The sequence below is a fragment of the Bradyrhizobium sp. S3.7.6 genome, assembly GCF_054061875.1.
Genome location: NZ_JBSSEQ010000001.1, coordinates 6,688,037 through 6,705,715 on the forward strand (window position 1 = coordinate 6,688,037; position 17,679 = coordinate 6,705,715).

Sequence of the window (17,679 nt, forward strand, 5' to 3'; positions counted from 1 at the left end):
AGATACGGATGTCTCCGTCCCTCTACACGCGAATTGGCCTGGCCGGCGCCGTGGCCGTCGTGCTTGCATTGGCGGGCATCGCCGCCGCACAGACGCTTGCAAAGACCAAGCTGACTACTGCCAGCAGCATGAACTTGCCCGACTATCTCGTTCCGGTCACCGATCCCGACACCGGCGCCACGATCGTCCGGATAACAACCCCGGGGCCCTTGGGCGCTGGCCTGGCCTGCCAACGAGCCTATTGCACCCACCGATATTCGAGCGCGCAGGCCTGGAACGCCGACCAGACTCTGCTTCTGATCGCCAACGGTTGTAACGGGCTCTGCTTTCTGGACGGACGGACATACGTTCCGCTGTTCCGCCGGCAGCGTGAAGACGAGTGCGAATGGCACCCGCGCGATCCCGAGCGCATGATATGCGTGATCGGGCGCAAGATCTCGCTCTGGACGCCGCGAACCAATGCCGAAGAGATCATGCTGATGGCCGAGGGCTATCGCGGCCTTCAGTTCGGACCGGGCAAGGGCAATCCCTCTCAGGATGGCCGGCGCATCGCCGTGCGAGGCACGCGCGCCGACGGCGTCGTCGTCGCATTCGCGTTTGACCTCGTGAGCCGACAGAAGTTTCCGGATATCGAAGTGGGGAAACTGCCCGGGCGAGACGGCGTTTGCGAGATATCTGCCCTGGGCAGCTACATCAGATGCAGCCGCTGGGTCGACGGAAAGGATGAGGCATTCATCTATACCGTCGCAGGCGATCTGGTGCAGAGCTGGACCGAACATCATCGTCCGAGTCATGGCGACATGGCCGTGGACACAGACGGACGCGAGGTATACGTCGGAATCAGCAAAGCTGATCCCGACATATACCAGGTGATCAAGCGCCGGCTGGATGACGGCGTGGTTACCGCCCTTGCTCCGCGTGGAGAGGCCTCGCATGCGTCCACGCGCGCGATCCACTGGCCCGGCTGGGTGATTCTAAGCTATGGCGGCGATCCAGCCGAGATCGCCCAGCTACCAAAGTTTGCGCCCTTCGCTCGGGAAGTCATTGCTCTGCGAATTGACGGCAGTGGCGAATTCCGACGCATCGCGTACACACGCAACGTCCCGCACGACTACTGGAGCGAGACTCACGGCTCGCCGTCGCCCGACGGTTCCCAGGTGATCTGGTCGAGCAATTGGGGGGTAGCGGGCGGCCCCGTGTTCGACTTCGTAACACGTCTCGATGCCCCCGATCGGACCAGCGCCCTGTCCCGATAATGATCGGCGGCGGCTCCGTCAGGCGTGACCCACACGAGCTAGTGAGCCCGCTGCCGATGTACGCGCTCGCGCCCGGATCGCCTTGTTGGCTGCCTTGATAACCGAGGGACGCAGGATCTGGAGCGCGTCCCGGATCGTCGCCCCCCAGGACTGGTGGCGAAATCTTCCGCGCAATCTTGCAACCCGCAATGCACGCACGACCGTTTCGGGATCCGGAAGCCCTTGCTTGTCCTCGACCAGGCTCCAGGTCAGATTCTTGAGATCAAGGGTCTCCTCATCGATCTGAGAGAACGATTTGGAAGCGGTAATGTTCGCGTGGTCCGTCATATCGTAGAAGATCAAGCCGTCGTCGATCGCCACCATGTCGCCATGACAGGCGAGGTCGACGAAGAACAGCTGGTCCACTCCCCACCGGATCGACTTGTAGTTTCGCATCAGACAACCCGCCTGGATGACCTCGCTGTTGATCAGCAGGGTCGACGGAACAATTCCCAGCACCCGGGTCTTGCCGACCAAATAGAGATCCGTCAGGCACTGCTGGCTCGAATACAGCGTGACCTGCCCTCCCCGGCGGTATTTTATGCCTTCATCCTGAACGAGATGAGATGTGGAGGTCATGAACGCAGCGGTGGGGTACGTCCTCGCCAATTCCGCAAAAGTCTCGAGCGATCCCGGCACCAGCCAGTCGTCGTCATGCAACACTTTGATCCAATGACCGCGGCATGCGAGCATTGCGCTGTTCGTATTCTCAACCTGGCCCCGTCCCCGGTGGTTCTGGACAATTCGAATACGGGAATCGCTCCGAGCGTATTCAGACAGAATGCTCCAACTGACGCCTTTGGGACCTTCGTCGTCGCTGATCACCATTTCCCAGTCGGCGTAGTTCTGCTGCAGCACGCTTTCAATCGTACGGCGTATCATATCCGGTCGACGGAAGGTTGGTATGGCCACCGAAATCATGGGGCGGGCGTCCGGATCTCGAATGCCCTCCGACCCGTCGTGCTGCAACAGGTTCATCGCTTTTCCCTCAAGCTCAGTTCATGTCATTCAAGCAGTCGACCCTGACGAACCCGCGATCCGCTCCGCAGAAAACCGACCTCATCGCGTTGCACCGTGTCCTTCTTGACAAGCAGTGAACGTCAAGACCGACCGAATTACACACGACGAACGCTAGGTAGCGGCATGGGACTGGTCATCCTTCATTCGCATGACGATGATCATCCCCAGACGCGAGGTCTCGAAGCGGTCAGCTAGGTCGGCAAGATCACGGCGGGACCGGGAGATCCAGAATCGAACGATCGATACCATCATGCAAATGAAGGATGGCCGGGCGCTCCGGTCAGCCTAGGCTCTGCCGAGCAGCTAACCGCTAGAGATGGGTGGCCCCTTGCACAAATTGCATCAACTGCTCGCTCGAATTCAAGAGGAGCCCGACAAGGCTCGATTCCTGCTATCGCGCGGACTGTGGGTGAGCGGACTGTGCCGCTTTATCACCTTCGGCTTTCCTGCCGGATACAGAATGCGTTTCTATCCCAGCTCCATGTCCGCAGGACTCTGGCGCAACCGGAACCTTCGCGCCGAAGACGCCGACTTCGTCGGATCTTACCTGCAGCCCGGAGAAACCTTCGTCGATGTCGGCGCAAATGTCGGACAGTTGAGCCTCGCGGCCGCTATGCGCGTTGCCCGGTCCGGACGAGTCATCGCTATCGAAGCACATCCGCGCATCTGCAAATACCTGCTGGGCAACATTCGCCTGAACGGATTGACCGTCGAGGTCCACAACACGGCGATCGGCAGCACGGAAGGCGAGCTCGTCTTCACGGACTTTCGGAGTGACGACATGAACTTCGCATGCGCTACTCCTCCGGCCGGCATCGCGGCGCTCCGAGTTCCAGTACGAACGCTCGATTCGATCGTCGGAAATCGGGCGATCGATCTCCTGAAGGTCGATGTCGAAGGGTTCGAAGTCGATCTTCTCAAGGGCGCCGCCCAGACCATTTCCAATTGCCGATGTCTGTACATAGAGGATTCTGAGCTCAACCTTCGGCGGGCCGGCACCTCGCGTGCGGAGCTGTATGACCGACTGACCGATCACGGGTTTGAGCTCTTCCATCTCAGGGCGGGACGACTGGAGCCGGCGTCTCCTGACGTACCCGGACCGGACGACGATAACCTTATCGCCGTCAGACCATCCGCCTTGTCGGATTTGCTCGCGCGGACCGGCCTTCGGCTTGCACAGCTCACGTCCCCATCGCCTGTAGATCGGCGTCTCCCGTCGGCGCGGCTTGCGTGAGCATCCATCATCCGCCCACAAGCCACGCGCATCACAGCTGGGTTCCGGCCCCACGATCGGGCTCCATGCGTCGTCTATTCCGCAAGCACGAGCTGTTCATGCAAACTCTCCTTCGATTCCGCGACACTTCAGTCAGCGTCATGCGAACGAATGATGGCGCGCACCCCTCTCCATCCTACGATCGAATCGAAATAGATCGCACCGTCGTCGCGACGATCTTGCCGTTTTTGAAATGAATTCTGGACCGAGGAAGTTCTTCATGGCCGCGAAACCGGCGACCGGTCCGACGCGGACAAGGGCTCTTGTTCGTGCAGCGGCGGGCGTCTCCGCCCTCGCACTCACCGGCCAGCTCATGCTCGTAGCGGCCATTCCCATCCTTACCCGGCTCTATTCGCCGGAGGATTTTGGAATATTCACGATCTATCTCTCAATCGTAAACATCGTCGGCGCGATAGCCGGACTTCGCTTCAGTACGTCTCTGTATGTGGTTGAGGACAGAGCTCACGCGCTGGTCGCGCTCAAGCTCACGCTCGTGGCGGTCTGCTTTACGACCTCTGTTGTGCTAACCGCGGGATACCTGCTGTCGGACGTGGTGCCAGCACGACTGCAACATCTTACCTACCTCGTACCCATCGGGATGGCTGCGGTCGGCGTTGCCGACGCAATGAACTGCTGGTGCTTGCGCTTCAATCATATGCGTGACTTCGGCATGGGCCGCCTGATCCTGCCGGCGTCGATGGCAGTGCTCCAGGTGAGCTTCGGCCTCGCGCACCTCGGGGACGGCGCAATGATCCAAGCCCACATCCTGAGCCAGGCTGTGTTGATCGCATTTCTCTGCGTCCGGCTCCTGAAATGGGAGGACATCCGCCGCATCGCGCAAGCCCCGTGGGGTTCGGTCGCGGCGACGGCGCGGCGAGAGTACAAATTTCCCCTGTTCGAGCTGCCCTCGGCCCTTGCGGGATTCGCGATCATCAATCTCCCCGCAATCTTCATAGGCTCGCTATTCGGTACCGCATTCGCCGGGCATTTTGGCGTCGCCGCCCGTCTCGTGACCGGTCCGGTCACCCTGATCGCCTTGCCGCTCAGCAATGTCTTCGTCGCCGAGGCCAGCAAAGACTTCGACCGTCATCATCTGCTCGGCACCGCATGCGGCCTGTTGGTCGTTGCGGCCGGCCTGATCGTTCTGCCGGTGCTCGGCCTTGGATTTATCTCCCCCTACGTCGTCGTTCCGCTGCTCGGAGAATCCTGGATACCTACGGGTCAGATCATGGGCGCCCTAGCGCTCATGTGCGCCGCACAAGCCTTGTCGACGCCCATTCAGGAAGTTCCGACTCTTTTTCGCCGTCAGGAACTGCGTCTGCTGGTTGATCTGGTGCGGGCCGTGTTCGTATTTGGCCCGCTTCTCATCGGTGCTCACCTCGGCCTCGACCCGTTGCAGGTGATCTACATGATGGCCGCCGGAGGAGCTACCGGCTACGCCCTGGGAATTATCGTGGCGCTGTTTCTCTTGAATGGGCCTGGCGGCGCGCGGACGTCGGGCGCACCGATCAATGGGCCTGTGTGACCCAGAGGGTCGAAAGAGCACGCCCCGAACTTCGCGTCCGCTCGAGGAGGCGGCACATGGACGACAGACGCGCTGGAGCGAAGATAACCAATTTCCTGGGCGCGACCATGTGCTTCATGCGAATGAATGATGAGAGGATTTTCAACGTCTTCATACTCCAATTTTGGAGCTCGGTCAGTCGGTTGCATGCCAATGAAGCTACGGCCATTGATTGATACAGGCGAGGATTTGGCTTCTCCGCCCTCGTGCATTGTGGCGGCGGCGCCGCCCGTGCTTTTCCTACTGCCCGGCTCACTTGGTTATGGAGCCAGCCTCGCCGCCCTGACAGCCTCAATCCGCGAAATTGCACATGTCGTTCCGATCCGCTACCCGGATCTCGGCAAGATATTGCAGGGTCAGGACAGCGTTTGCGATATGGCTGCTGCTGCCGTGGAGCAGATCAATCGCATCCAGCCGCGCGGCCACATCAGACTTCTCGGTCATTCCCTCGGTGGGGCGGTCGCCTTCGAGGTCGCGACGCGAATGTTTGCCGCCGGCCGCTCGGTGAAGTTCTTCGGAATTCTCGACACCAGCCTCATGGGCGAGCGCAGTTCTGCATGGGAGACGTTGACCCGCACGATCCGTCGAATCCGCAACAACCGGGTCACCGCGCCCCGGATGGTCTGCCGGGCCCTCGCCAAGGCAACCGTTGCGATCGGCCATGAAGCTAACCTGGCCCGGATGCTCGATCGCCGCGCGAGGGGGCAGTTCGATCTCACGTCGTTCAGGCTCAAGCAGGAATTGCAGGAAGTCTTGCGCGCGAAGGCCTACTTCCGCTGGTTGGCGGAGCCGAAATCGATGCTGCCGTTCTCCGCCGTTCTGTTCCGATGCCAGCGAAAGAAGATGCCGCAAACTCTGGGATGGGATCGTGCGTTTGCCCAGATCGATGTCGTCCCAAGCGCAGGCACTCACACCGATCTGGTCATGCCGCCTTACCTCGCGATGAACTTGCACCTCGTCCAGAAGGCGCTGTCGCAAACCTACTCACCGGCCGAGTTTCCCCAGAGAGAGGCGGATTGTTCAAGTGACCTTGCAAGCAGCCCACAGCCAAACCGAACCCGCGTTCAGTAAAGACGCCCTGGTCCTGGATGCGCCATTGGAGGTCGCGCGCATCGTCGCGTTCTTGCGCGACCGTGTCCTTGGCGTGCTTGGCCGACGCGGAGCCATCGTCGGACTGTCCGGCGGCATCGACAGCTCCGTGGTCGCAGCGCTCTGTGCGCGCGCATTTGGAAATACGAAGGTCCTCGGTCTGCTGATGCCCGAGCGCGATTCGTCGTCCGATTCGCTGAGGCTCGGCCGGGTCGTTGCTACGCAACTGCGCCTCACGACGGTTGTCGAAGACATCGCACCGGCGCTCGAAGCATTGGGCGCATACCGCCGGCAGCGAGAGGCGATCCAAGCCGTCGTACCCGAATACGGAGCCGACTGGAAATGCAAGCTGGTACTCAGCTCGGGCTCGGAGAGCGCCGGCATCAACATCACCCGTCTGACCGTACAAGACCCGGACGGCGAAACCTCCACCGTGCGTCTTCCGCCCGAGGTCTACCTGCAGATCGTTGCTGCAACCAACTACAAGCAACGGGTCCGCAAGATGACCGAGTACTATCACGCGGACCGTCTGAAATATGCCGTGATAGGTACGCCAAACCGGCTCGAGCACGATCAGGGCTTCTTCGTGAAGCAGGGTGACGGGGACGCGGACGTCATGCCGATTGCGCATCTCTACAAGAGCCAGGTCTACCAACTGGCCGAATACCTTGGCATCGACGACGAGATCAGGCGACGGCCGCCGACGTCTGACACGTTCTCGCTGCCGCAGAGCCAGGAGGAGTTCTATTTCGCTGCCCCCTATCGATTGACTGATGTTTGCATGTACGCGGTCAACCACGGCATTTCCGCCGACAACGTGGCCGAGGCCGTAGGTCTGGCGACAGCGCAGGTGCAGAAGGTCTTCAAGGACATCACTTCCAAGCGTCGGGCGACGCGCTATCTTCACAGCCCGCCTCTACTCGTTGATGCGGTAATCGAGGACTAGACGGCATGTGCGGCATCGCCGGCATCGTGGCGCTGAGTGCGAACGCTCCGAGTCCTTCGCGGAGAGCGCTGTTGCGGATGACCGGGGCGCTTGCACATCGCGGGCCAGACGAGCGAGGCCTCTACCGGGACCAACGCGCGGGCCTGGCGCACGCCCGGCTCTCGATCATCGACATAGCGGGCGGACAACAGCCTCTCTCCGATCCCGGCGGGCCCGCCTGGATCGTGTTCAACGGCGAGATCTTCAACTATGTCGAGCTGCGCGAGCAGCTGATCTCGCTCGGCCATCGCTTCCGCACCCGCAGCGACACGGAGGTCGTGATTCAGGCCTATCGCGCCTGGGGCGAGGCAGCATTCGAACGGATGAACGGCCAATGGGCCCTTGCCATCTGGGACGCCTCCGCCGGCCGCCTCGTCTTGTCCCGTGACCGGACCGGAATCTGTCCGCTCTATATCTGCAACCATCAAGGCCAACTCTACTTCGCCAGTGAGATCAAGGCCATCTTCGCGGCAGATCCGGCAATCCCTCGGGCATTCGATCCAGCAGGCATCGACCAGACCTTTACCTTCTGGAGCACCGTGCCGCCGCAAAGCGTGTTTCAGGGGATCACGGAAATTGAACCGGGACACGTCCGCAGTTACGTGCGCGGCGCGGTCCGGGACCGCGCATTCTGGACTCCGTGCTATGCGACCCGGTCCGACGACCATCGCGTTTCGTCCGCCGGCTGCAATGACGATGTGATCGATTCTGTGCGTAGTGCACTGGAGGCGGCTACGGCGCTCCGAATGGTGCGGTCCGACGTCCCCGTGGGAAGCTATCTCTCCGGTGGTCTCGACAGTTCGCTTGTTGCGGCATTGGGGAGCCGGTTTGCGGGCAGGCGCTTCCAGACGTTTTCCGTGCGCTTTTCCGACGCTGAATATGACGAGACCTCCTATCAACGCCTAATGGCACGCACGATTGCGAGCGAGCACCACGAGCTCATGGTCTCGCGGCAGGATATCGCCGAGGTATTTCCCAAGGTCATCTACCACACTGAGCGGCCAATCCTGCGGACCGCCCCTGCACCGCTGTTCCTGCTCTCGAAGCTCGTACGCGAGCGCGGCATCAAGGTCGTGCTGACCGGCGAAGGCGCAGATGAAATGTTCGCCGGCTACGATGTGTTTCGGGAAGGCAAGATCCGCCGTTTCTGGGGCCGTCAGCCGGCCTCAACGCGGCGCGCCGCCCTCCTGAGCCGGCTCTATCCCTACATCTCTCGATCGCCGGTCCACATGCAGGCCATCGCGCTAAAGTTCTTCGGACACGGCATTTCTGCCCCGGATGCGCCCGGCTTCGCTCACTCTCCGCGTTGGCGCAGCACCAGCGCGATCAAGCGCCTGTTCTCCGCAGACATGCGCGCGGCGACTTCGCGAGCCGACCCGGTGACCGAATTGCTCGATCGTCTGCCGCCGGATTTTTCCCGCTGGACGCCGCTTGCACAAGATCAGTACCTCGAGACCAAGACGCTCCTGGCCGGCTACCTGCTCTCCTCCCAGGGAGACCGGATGCTGATGGCGCACTCGGTCGAAGGACGCTTTCCATTCCTTGACGACGACGTCGTCGAGCTCGCGAACTCCCTTCCCGACGCCTGCAAACTTCGCATCCTCGACGAGAAGCACGTCCTTAAGCGTGTAACACAGTCGCAGGTTCCACCAGAGATCGTCACACGCAAGAAGCAGCCCTACCGGACCCCCAATGCGCTCTGCTTCGTCGACAGGGATGCCCCCCCTTATGTCGACGAAGCTCTTTCAAGTGCAAGCGTCCGCGCCGCCAACATCTTCGACCCGGTGGCGGTCGAGCGGCTGCGCACCAAATGCCAAGCCCATGCGCACGCCGGCGATGGCGACCTGTCCAATTTCGACAACATGGCGCTCGTCGGCGTCCTGTCCACTCAGCTCCTGTTCCAGCAGTTCGTCGCGGACCGGCAGGAAGCACCGCACCGTCTCGAGCTCAGCGTGGACGTCGACCACCAGGACGTACCGGGAGTTTACGCATGATCAACGATCCTGTGCCGCTCCTGCACGATTACCTGATCCACGCGGCCCATCAAGACGGCGCGAAGGTCGCGCTCGTCTGCGACGGTCATCGGGTCACCTACGACCAGCTCGAGGCGTGGTCGAATGCGGTCGCGCACCACCTGGTCGAGGCCGGCGTCGAGCGCGGCGATCGTGTGATGATCTTTGCCGACAACACCGTCGAGGCAGCCGTCAGTTTCTGGGCCGTCCTCAAGGCCAACGCGATCGTATGCCTCATCAATCCTCTCACGAAACCCGACAAGCTCGGCTATCTCCTCAACGACTGCCAGCCGACTGCGCTCATTACGCAAACGCGCCTTTACGCAACGTTCCGCGAACCTGCACGACATTGCCCGTCCTTGCGCCGCGTAATCGTGTCCGGCCCTATCGACGACGCCGATTTGAACGCGCTGCCGCATGCCGTGCGATGGAACACTGTAACGGCCACCGAGCACGACGCAGCACCCGCGCGCCGCTGCATCGATATCGATCTCGCCGCCATTGTCTACACCTCGGGCTCGACCGGCGAGCCCAAAGGGGTGATGCTGACGCACCGGAACATGATGACGGCGTGTACGTCGGTTTCGTCGTATCTCGACGTCCGTGACGATGAGGTCATCCTCAACGCTCTGCCACTCGCCTTCGACTACGGCCTGTATCAGATGATCATGGCCGTACGCGCCGGAGCACGCCTTGTTCTCGAACGCTCGTTTGCTTTCCCCGCCGAGACGCTTCGGCGTATTGCAGAAGAGAGAGTGACGGGTTTTCCCGGCGTGCCGACGATGTTCTCGACTCTGCTGCAGCTTGAGTCGTTGAAGAGTTACGATCTATCCAGCATTCGCTACGTGACGAGCACCGGTGCCGCACTGCCGGTCCGGCACCTGGGGCAGCTGAGACACACGTTCCCCGGCGCCCGCATCTACTCCATGTACGGTCTTACCGAATGCAAACGCTGCACCTACCTGCCGCCGGAGGATCTCGATCGGAAGCCGTCGAGCGTAGGAATTGCCATCCCGAATACCGAAATGTGGATCGTCGACGAGCGTGATCAACGGGTCGGCGCCGGCATCGCCGGACAGCTGGTGATCCGCGGTGCGACCGTCATGAAGGGCTATTGGCGAAAGCCCGAAGCTACTGCGAAGAAACTCAAGCCCGGACCGCTTCCCGGCGAGCAGGTGCTTTACACCGGCGACTACTGTCAGATGGACGCCGACGGATATCTGTACTTCGTCAGCCGGAGCGACGAGGTCATCAAATCACGCGGCGAGAAGGTCGCGCCCAAGGAGGTGGAGAGCGCTTTGCTGGACATTCCCGGCATAAGGGAAGCGGCAGTCGTCGGCGTTCCCGATGATCTGCTCGGCCACGCGATCAAGGCATTCGTGGTCATCGACCAGGTGCGGCCGATCGACGCCAAGCAGATCCAGCGCGAATGTCACAAGCGCCTCGAGAGCTTCATGGTCCCCAAGTACGTCGTTATCGTGCCGGAACTGGCCCGCACGGATACGGGCAAGATCAACAAGAGAGAGCTCATCACGGGATAGCTTGTGGACGACCAATCGACGCACCCGCTTTCATGGAGCACCAACGCAATGACACTGGTCTTGGCACCCGACCGCTGCAAGGAGCAGATCCGCGCTTTTCTGACATCGAATTTCTACATCAGCGACATCGCGGCGCTGAACGACGACGCTTCCCTGCTCGACCAGGGGATCATCGATTCGACTGGAGTGCTCGAGGTGGTCGGGTTCATCGAGACGACTTTCGGCATCGCCGTCGACGACAATGAGATCCTGCCCGAGAATCTCGATTCAATTCGGGGCATGGCACGTTACATCGCCAGCAAGGTTAACTTGGCCGCCGATACCTGACGGACCGGCGCGTTCGGCAAGCAGAGGAAACGAGCTGTCCTGTGACTCGATCGCGGCTTGGCGCCCCGGGGGTTCACCCGGCCGCCGAGTGCGGCGTTTTTTCGCCCTTCGCGAACCCTTCCGCATTAGCCCCTTGGCCAAGGCGGATCCCGTGTCTTCCGGAGAGGTACGCCTCGGCTGCACGACTGCGTGGACAACCCGCCGGCATTCCTCCGCCGTCCGATTCCAACGCTCTCATGCAAACGAACGAAGACGCAGGCATGGTTTGCTCCTACCTTTTTCCTTGAGAAGCATATCTCGTTTTTTTTGAAGCGTATTTTTTTGAGTACATGGAGGTTCAGATGAAAGCGGTAGTTCAGTGCGGCGGCAGAGGAACTCGACTTCGTCCACATACGTCCATTTTGCCAAAACCCCTCATGCCAATCGGCGCCCGTCCCGTCCTCGAGCTCGTTCTCAAATGGTTGAGACGGAACGGGATCGGAGAGGTCTTCGTCACCACCGGTTATCTGGGCCACCTGATCCGCAGCGTCTGTGGTGACGGCAGCCAGTGGAACATGCAGATCACGTATACGCAGGAGCTCGAGCCGCTCGGCACGATCGGCCCGCTGTCATTGCTGCGAGAACAGCTCAACGAGCCGTTCCTGGTCCTCAACGGTGACGTCCTGACAGACCTGAACCTGAACCAGCTGATCCACAATCACCGAAAATCCGACGCCAACATCACCATCGGAACCTCCGTTCGGAGCACGAAGATGGACTTCGGTGTGATTGATGAAATCGATGGACGCGTGACCGGATTTCGCGAGAAGCCGGAGCTGACGAACCTCGTCAGCATGGGAATCTACTGCATGAATCCGGTCGTCCTCGAGCGCATTCCATCGGGCGTCCCCTTCGGATTCGACGACCTGATGTTCCAGATGCTCGAGGAAGAAGCCCGCGTCAACGTCTTCAAGCATACTGGCCTGTGGCTCGACATTGGCCGGGTCGAGGACTTCCTGAAAGCCCAGGACATTGCGTGGGACGAGCAATCGACTGCATTCGCAACTGCGGCTGCGTGACGCAGCGTCACCCTTCGCATGGGGAATGAACGGGAAGAGGAACACATGCTGTTGGTATCAGAACCGGCCCTGGGAATTGACGAAAAGGAAGCTCTTGTTGCCGCGATCGATAGCGGCTGGATCACCATGGGGGACCGCGTACGGGAGTTCGAGCAGACGTTTGCACGCATGCATGGCGCCGAGGACTCGATTGCAGTCGGATCATGCACGGCCGCACTTCACCTCATCCTGCATGCGCTCGGAGTCGGCCCCGGCGACGAAGTCCTCGTTCCATCTCTCACGTTCGTTGCCACGGCCAATGCCGTGCTCTACGTCGGAGCACGGCCCGTGTTCGTCGATGTCCAATCCGGGGCAGTTCCCCTGATGTCCGCGGCCGATGCGCTCCGCAAGTGCACTTCGCGGACGAAAGCGGTGATCCTCATGCATTTTGGGGGCTACCTCGCTGATCGAGACGAGTGGCAGGCCTTCGCTCGCAGCAAGGGTCTGCTCCTGATCGAGGACGCCGCGCATGCACCCGGCGTCAAGGGGGTCGGCACGTTTGGCGATGCAGCCGCGTTCTCCTTCTACGGCAACAAGAACATGACGACTGCTGAAGGCGGCGCAATCATAACGCGTCACCGGATATTGAACGACATGATCAAGCGCGCCAGGTCGCATGGCATGACCACCAACACGCGCCAGCGCCTCGTCAGCCGCAGCCCCGAGTACGACGTGACGCTTCTTGGATTCAACTACCGCATGGACGAGTTGCGCGCCGCGGTCGGCCTGGTGCAGCTGCGTAAATTGGCAGGTTGGAACGACGCCAGGCGGCATCTGTCGCTGCACTATCGGCGGCGGCTCGCCGAGCGTTGCCCTTCGGTCCTGGTGCCATTCAACGCGTCGTGGGTATCGGCCCACCATCTCATGCCGGTTCTTCTCCCCGCGGCAAGCGCGCGGCAGCCCCTGATCGAGCAGCTCAGCAAGCGCGGCGTTCAGACGACCATTCACTATCCGCCGGTGCATCGGTTGACGTTCTACCAGGACCAGTATCCGGGCATCAGCCTCCCCAACACTGAGGATTTTTGCGGACGTGAGCTCACCTTGCCGCTCCATCCCGCGATGACTCCCGCCGACGTCGATCACGTGGCAGACAGCCTCGCGGATGGACTTCGGGCAACCTGTCCCGCGGAGGTCGAACAGGCATGAGCGAAACGGTCAATGCGGGATGCGCTGGGCCGGCAGCTCCGGCCGTGCGTTTGCGGCGCGTCATCGATGTCCTCGGTGCCGGGACGGCCATATTCGTCTCGCTGCCGATCCTGTTGGTCATTGCGCTTGCAGTCTGGATCGAAGGCGGGCGACCGATACTGTATTCGCAACTCCGTCTCGGGCTGAACGGGGCGCCGTTCCGCATGTACAAGTTCCGGAAGTTCAGAGCCGATTGCGACGATCGCGGAAGTCCGCTCACGATGGTGAACGACAACCGCATGACGACGATCGGCGGGCTGCTGGCTGCATTCAAGCTGGATGAGCTACCGCAGCTCTGGAACATCCTGCGGGGTGACATGTCTTTCGTCGGCCCGCGACCCGAGACGCTCGTATTTGCCGACTGTTTCAGGAACGGATTCGAAAAGATCCTGGAACACCGGCCAGGCCTCGTCGGGCCGTGCCAGGTTCTCTTCCGGCATGAAAATGAGCTGTTCCCGCCGGACGGCAATGTGGCGGATTTCTATCGGGAGGTTCTGTTTCCCGCCAAGGCGAAGATCGACCTGGCATATTATTCCAATCGAACCGTCACGTCCGATCTCCGGTGGATCGTTCAGGCCGGCTGGATCGCCGTGGGGGAGCCGCTTCTCAACCGCATGCGAAGACCCCGACCGGAGAGCCAGAGCGGCATAGCGCCAACTGGCGGATCTGTCGGTGCGAACTTATTTCAAAAGTAGACGGGTGATCAAATGGCGACTGAAAAGCGAACTGTGCTTCTGGTAGGTGGTGCTGGTTACGTGGGCTCAGTGATCACGGGCCATCTTCTGAGAAAGGGTTGGCACGTCCGTTGCCTGGATCAGCTCATCTACAAGAACGAGAGCTGTGCCTGGCCTTATCTGAGCGTTCCGCAATACGAGTTCATGCAAGGCGATATTCGCGATCCCCGTTTCGCCAATCAAGCATTGAAGGGTGTGGATGACGTCGTTATCCTCGCCGGGCTCGTCGGCGATCCGATCACGAGCAAGTACCCCGATGAAAGTCACGCCATCAATCGCAATGGCGTCGCGTCCTTCATCGACGCGATGCAACACCATCCGGTCGATCGGCTGATCTTCGTGTCCACCTGCTCGAACTATGGGCTAGTGGAAGTAGACACGGCCGTCGACGAGAATTACCCGCTCGCACCACTCTCCCTTTACGCCAAGCACAAGGTGGAGATGGAGCAGAAGATCCTCGGTCTCAAGGGAAAGGCTGGATTCCATCCAACGGTTCTCCGCTTTGCGACGGCCTTTGGTCTTTCCTCGCGAATGCGCTTCGATCTCACGGTGAACGAATTTGTGCGTGAACTGCACCTGGGAAAAGAACTGCTGGTATTCGATCCCAACACCTGGCGTCCTTACTGCCATGTTCGTGATTTTGCCCGCGCGATCGAGGAAGTGCTCCGCGCGCCCACCAGCAAGGTCGCCTTCGAAGTCTTCAATGTGGGCTGCGAGGAAAACAACTTCACCAAGCTGATGGTCGTTGAGGAGATCATGCGGCACATTCCGCGATCGAAGGTGACCTATCAGGAGCGCGGCGCCGATCCCCGGAATTACCGCGTGAACTTCGACAAGATCCGTCGGGTATTGAATTTCACGCCCGAGATCAGCGTTCAGCAAGGGATCAGCGAAATCCTCGCTGCCTTGAGCCAGGGCCTGTTCGACCACGTCGAGGAGCAGAGGCACTTCTTCGGAAACTACGAGATCTTCCTTCCGACCGCCCTCATCCCGGATTTGAAGAGAGCCGGCTGAAGGATCCGATATCGGCGTCCCTAAATCGCGAGCGGCGAAGGCTCGGTTACATCGGGAGTTCGTCCATGAAGTGCAAGAAGCAAGGCAGACCCTCTTCCACCCTCCTGCTGGGCTCATGCGCGGCAGTTCTGTTTTTCGCGACAAGCGGGCTATCCCTTGCCGCGCCGTACAAGCTGGGACCGGGTGATACCATCGAGATTTCGATCGGTGGCCTCCCCGATCAACGCAACCGCACGCAGATCCAGATCGACGGCACCATCCCGCTTCCGGGCGGAGGGACGGTTGAAGTTGCCGGCCTGACCCCGGCGCAGATGCAGAACCGCATCGAGACGCTGCTGCAGGCACGGATACTGCGTCAACGCCTGACCGACGGACGCGACCAGGCATTCGTGGTCAAGCCCGGCGACGTCATAGCAAGCGTCGTGGAATATCGGCCGGTCTATGTTTCCGGCGATGTGCTCACGCCCGGACAGCAGACGTATCGGGCTTCAATGACCGTGCGCCAGGCCGTGGCAGTGGCCGGCGGCTTCAGCCTGTTGCGGTCGCGTGGCATGCAGCCCGGCGCCACCGACCCTGCGGATCTTGTGCGGGACTACCAGTCTCTCGCCACCGAATACACCAAGGAATACTTCCATATCGTCCGAACCGGCGCGGAGCTTGATGGCCGCGACACGTTCGACGCCACACCTCCAAGCGACATTTCGCTGCCCGCGGGTGTGATCGGTTCGGTCGTTCAAGCCGAGAAGGACTCCCTGAAGACCTCACAAAGCGACTACCGCACGGAACAACGCTTCCTGGACGACGCCGTAAAGCAGACGGACGCGCAGTTCGCTACGCTCAAGAAGCAACAGGAAGGTGAAGAGAAGGGCGTGCAGGCCGACGAAGAGGAGCTCGAACGGGTCATGAAGGCGTTCGGCTCCGGATTGCTTGCAAGTCCTCGTGTCAGCGAAAGCCGGCGTGCCCTGTTGCTGTCGTCGACCCGACGCCTGCAGACGAGCGTCGAACTCATGCGGCTCCAGCGCCAGCGTGAGGACTTCCTGCGGCAAGCGGGACGTGTGACCAGCCAGCGCACGATCAATCTGCTCAGGGAGCAGAAAGACTCGAACGTTCGATTGGCGGACTTGCGCGTGAGAATGCAGGCGCTCAGCCAGAAACTGCAGCCCATCGGCGGCTCGGGTGCCATCCCCGTCAATTCAGGTGAGCTCAATCCCGACGTGATCGTCGTGCGGCGGCTCGGTCAGCAGTGGGACAGGATAACCGCATCCGTCGACTTCGACGTGGAGCCCGGCGATGTGATCGAAGTCACATTGCGCCCTGCGCCGGCCTTCTCGAACTGAGCACGAACAGAGGTACTCCCTTAAGAGTAAGCAGGGCGCTCCTTCAGGAGTAGCTTCCGCATACCCCCATGGCTGCTCCCGCGAGGCTTAAACCCGCCTTGCTACCCCTTCAACCCGCGTTGCTACCTCTTCGTTGATCACAACCGGGTCGATGCCCGGAAGATCGGCAACTTTCACCCCCTCCGACGGCCGCGGGGTTACCCCCCATTCAACGTTGCCAGGCGTGGCAGAAGTTGGGAATCTTTGTGGCACGTTCACTCCATCGGGTCAGCGCGGCCGGGGGAATAAAATGTTGAACTTAAGCCAAGCATTGCCAAGGTCTACCATTGCTCTACAGCGTCATTCTTCTGAATCGATATTCAATATTTCCAGTCCCGTTTCATCTGCTCACTCTGACGCCCAGAACCCCAAGCAGGACGGCTTGCGCGGGGTGCTCGCGCGGATCGGCTGCGGACAGGTCTTGCTCAGACGCGGCAAGGTTATCGAGCTCAGTCCGGCCGGCCGTGCAATATTGGAACGCGAAGCGCGCGTGGATGCGAGCCACGAAACGCTCTATGGCGCCGTCAAGCAACTGGTCCACCGCGCCGGCGCACAGTTTCCGGCAGGCTCGACTTCCTGGTTGGCAACATCCACCAAGGAAGGATTTACCGCGCTGATCAACCAGGTCGCGAATGCGTGGTCCGACGAGACCATCGCATTGATCCTGCTGGATCTCGACGCGCATCCGGAGCCTTCGCCGCGGACGCTGCAGCGATTGTTTGGATTCACCGCTGCCGAAACCCAGCTTGCTCTCGAGTTGGCGCGAGGCAACAACCTGATCGACATTGCTCGTTCGCGACGATTGAGTCGAACGACAGTACGCTCCCAGTTGGCTTCCCTGTTTGTCAAAACACAGACACGCCGGCAAGCAGACCTGATCGCGTTACTGGGCCGCCTCGCCGTCCTGCCCTAGCGTGGACGCGGAATACGGTGTCGCGTTGTCTCGACTGGTCGGAGATCGACGTGCTTCGCGGCGCGTTCAGCAAACATGCACTCGCGCCGCGTCGTCTTTTCAGCCCTGTTCGAGCACGTCCGCCAACCGCTCACTTCCGCTGTCATGCGAATGAATGAAGACAGGCCGCGGCCACGTCCTAACCTGATCCTGTCAAACTTTCGCCGGGAAAACCGGGGGCCTCCGCAAAGATTAACATCTTGGCGGGATTGCTC

The 17,679-nt window shown here is 60.8% G+C and carries 16 protein-coding genes; 15 read left to right on the plus strand and 1 reads right to left on the minus strand.

What is annotated here, in order from left to right; translation table 11 throughout:
• Positions 1-8: 8 nt before the first annotated feature.
• Positions 9-1,256, plus strand: coding sequence for a hypothetical protein (locus ACVJ5M_RS32835; RefSeq protein WP_231144509.1), 1,248 nt, complete (start codon positions 9-11; stop codon positions 1,254-1,256).
• An 18-nt stretch (positions 1,257-1,274) separates the two neighbouring features.
• Here the strand turns inward: ACVJ5M_RS32835 and ACVJ5M_RS32840 are convergent, their stop codons facing one another.
• Positions 1,275-2,273: a glycosyltransferase family 2 protein gene (locus tag ACVJ5M_RS32840; protein ID WP_063984317.1), complete on the minus strand. Its 999-nt coding sequence runs from the start codon at positions 2,271-2,273 to the stop codon at positions 1,275-1,277.
• A gap of 370 nt (positions 2,274-2,643) precedes the next feature.
• On the opposite strand from ACVJ5M_RS32840, the gene ACVJ5M_RS32845 reads away from it, so the two are divergent.
• The 14 genes from ACVJ5M_RS32845 to ACVJ5M_RS32910 all read left to right on the plus strand — a co-directional run bounded on the left by ACVJ5M_RS32845 (position 2,644) and on the right by ACVJ5M_RS32910 (position 17,425).
• Positions 2,644-3,549 (plus strand): FkbM family methyltransferase, encoded by a 906-nt coding sequence (locus ACVJ5M_RS32845; RefSeq protein WP_231144508.1) that lies wholly within the window; start codon positions 2,644-2,646, stop codon positions 3,547-3,549.
• Positions 3,550-3,808: 259 nt separating this feature from the next.
• Positions 3,809-5,113 carry a lipopolysaccharide biosynthesis protein gene (locus tag ACVJ5M_RS32850; RefSeq protein WP_063986520.1) on the plus strand — a complete coding sequence of 435 codons (1,305 nt, stop codon included), beginning with the start codon at positions 3,809-3,811 and terminating at the stop codon, positions 5,111-5,113.
• A 56-nt stretch (positions 5,114-5,169) separates the two neighbouring features.
• A complete protein-coding gene (locus tag ACVJ5M_RS32855) occupies positions 5,170-5,328 on the plus strand; it encodes a hypothetical protein (protein WP_354097007.1) in 159 nt (52 codons plus the stop codon).
• Entirely contained in the window at positions 5,321-6,223 is a 903-nt protein-coding gene (locus ACVJ5M_RS32860; protein ID WP_231144507.1) for a thioesterase domain-containing protein, read from the plus strand. The genes ACVJ5M_RS32855 and ACVJ5M_RS32860 overlap by 8 nt, the downstream gene beginning before the upstream one ends.
• Positions 6,177-7,187 carry an NAD(+) synthase gene (gene nadE, locus ACVJ5M_RS32865; RefSeq protein WP_231144506.1) on the plus strand — a complete coding sequence of 337 codons (1,011 nt, stop codon included), beginning with the start codon at positions 6,177-6,179 and terminating at the stop codon, positions 7,185-7,187. The genes ACVJ5M_RS32860 and nadE overlap by 47 nt, the downstream gene beginning before the upstream one ends.
• A 5-nt stretch (positions 7,188-7,192) precedes the next feature.
• Complete coding sequence (gene asnB, locus ACVJ5M_RS32870) at positions 7,193-9,220, plus strand: asparagine synthase (glutamine-hydrolyzing) (RefSeq protein WP_063984319.1); 2,028 nt, start codon at positions 7,193-7,195, stop codon at positions 9,218-9,220.
• Entirely contained in the window at positions 9,217-10,779 is a 1,563-nt protein-coding gene (locus ACVJ5M_RS32875; protein ID WP_063984320.1) for a class I adenylate-forming enzyme family protein, read from the plus strand. Before asnB ends, ACVJ5M_RS32875 begins: the two co-directional genes overlap by 4 nt.
• Positions 10,780-10,827: 48 nt before the next feature.
• The gene (locus ACVJ5M_RS32880) at positions 10,828-11,106 is read left to right on the plus strand and encodes an acyl carrier protein (RefSeq protein WP_014496395.1); all 279 of its coding nucleotides are present in this window, start codon (positions 10,828-10,830) and stop codon (positions 11,104-11,106) included.
• A 341-nt stretch (positions 11,107-11,447) separates the two neighbouring features.
• Positions 11,448-12,164 (plus strand): nucleotidyltransferase family protein, encoded by a 717-nt coding sequence (locus ACVJ5M_RS32885; RefSeq protein ID WP_063986521.1) that lies wholly within the window; start codon positions 11,448-11,450, stop codon positions 12,162-12,164.
• A gap of 45 nt (positions 12,165-12,209) precedes the next feature.
• Complete coding sequence (locus ACVJ5M_RS32890; RefSeq protein WP_063984321.1) at positions 12,210-13,349, plus strand: DegT/DnrJ/EryC1/StrS family aminotransferase; 1,140 nt, start codon at positions 12,210-12,212, stop codon at positions 13,347-13,349.
• Complete coding sequence (locus tag ACVJ5M_RS32895) at positions 13,346-14,083, plus strand: sugar transferase (protein WP_063984322.1); 738 nt, start codon at positions 13,346-13,348, stop codon at positions 14,081-14,083. Before ACVJ5M_RS32890 ends, ACVJ5M_RS32895 begins: the two co-directional genes overlap by 4 nt.
• Before the next feature lie 12 nt (positions 14,084-14,095).
• On the plus strand, positions 14,096-15,136 hold the full coding sequence (locus tag ACVJ5M_RS32900; protein WP_063984323.1) for an NAD-dependent epimerase/dehydratase family protein: 1,041 nt from the start codon (positions 14,096-14,098) through the stop codon (positions 15,134-15,136).
• 65 nt (positions 15,137-15,201) lie between these two features.
• Positions 15,202-16,473 carry a polysaccharide biosynthesis/export family protein gene (locus tag ACVJ5M_RS32905; protein ID WP_063984324.1) on the plus strand — a complete coding sequence of 424 codons (1,272 nt, stop codon included), beginning with the start codon at positions 15,202-15,204 and terminating at the stop codon, positions 16,471-16,473.
• 289 nt (positions 16,474-16,762) lie between these two features.
• Positions 16,763-17,425: a helix-turn-helix transcriptional regulator gene (locus tag ACVJ5M_RS32910; RefSeq protein ID WP_144030703.1), complete on the plus strand. Its 663-nt coding sequence runs from the start codon at positions 16,763-16,765 to the stop codon at positions 17,423-17,425.
• Positions 17,426-17,679 lie beyond the last annotated feature (254 nt).

Bases quoted from the DNA above. Each gene is read 5' to 3' on its own strand.
- ACVJ5M_RS32835 (WP_231144509.1), top strand. From the start codon at position 9: ATGTCTCCGTCCCTCTACACGCGAATTGGCCTGGCCGGCGCCGTGGCC.
- ACVJ5M_RS32840 (WP_063984317.1), bottom strand. From the start codon at position 2,273: ATGAACCTGTTGCAGCACGACGGGTCGGAGGGCATTCGAGATCCGGAC.
- ACVJ5M_RS32850 (WP_063986520.1), top strand. From the start codon at position 3,809: ATGGCCGCGAAACCGGCGACCGGTCCGACGCGGACAAGGGCTCTTGTT.
- ACVJ5M_RS32855 (WP_354097007.1), top strand. From the start codon at position 5,170: ATGGACGACAGACGCGCTGGAGCGAAGATAACCAATTTCCTGGGCGCG.
- asnB (WP_063984319.1), top strand. From the start codon at position 7,193: ATGTGCGGCATCGCCGGCATCGTGGCGCTGAGTGCGAACGCTCCGAGT.
- ACVJ5M_RS32875 (WP_063984320.1), top strand. From the start codon at position 9,217: ATGATCAACGATCCTGTGCCGCTCCTGCACGATTACCTGATCCACGCG.
- ACVJ5M_RS32880 (WP_014496395.1), top strand. From the start codon at position 10,828: ATGACACTGGTCTTGGCACCCGACCGCTGCAAGGAGCAGATCCGCGCT.
- ACVJ5M_RS32885 (WP_063986521.1), top strand. From the start codon at position 11,448: ATGAAAGCGGTAGTTCAGTGCGGCGGCAGAGGAACTCGACTTCGTCCA.
- ACVJ5M_RS32890 (WP_063984321.1), top strand. From the start codon at position 12,210: ATGCTGTTGGTATCAGAACCGGCCCTGGGAATTGACGAAAAGGAAGCT.
- ACVJ5M_RS32895 (WP_063984322.1), top strand. From the start codon at position 13,346: ATGAGCGAAACGGTCAATGCGGGATGCGCTGGGCCGGCAGCTCCGGCC.
- ACVJ5M_RS32900 (WP_063984323.1), top strand. From the start codon at position 14,096: ATGGCGACTGAAAAGCGAACTGTGCTTCTGGTAGGTGGTGCTGGTTAC.
- ACVJ5M_RS32905 (WP_063984324.1), top strand. From the start codon at position 15,202: ATGAAGTGCAAGAAGCAAGGCAGACCCTCTTCCACCCTCCTGCTGGGC.
- ACVJ5M_RS32910 (WP_144030703.1), top strand. From the start codon at position 16,763: ATGTTGAACTTAAGCCAAGCATTGCCAAGGTCTACCATTGCTCTACAG.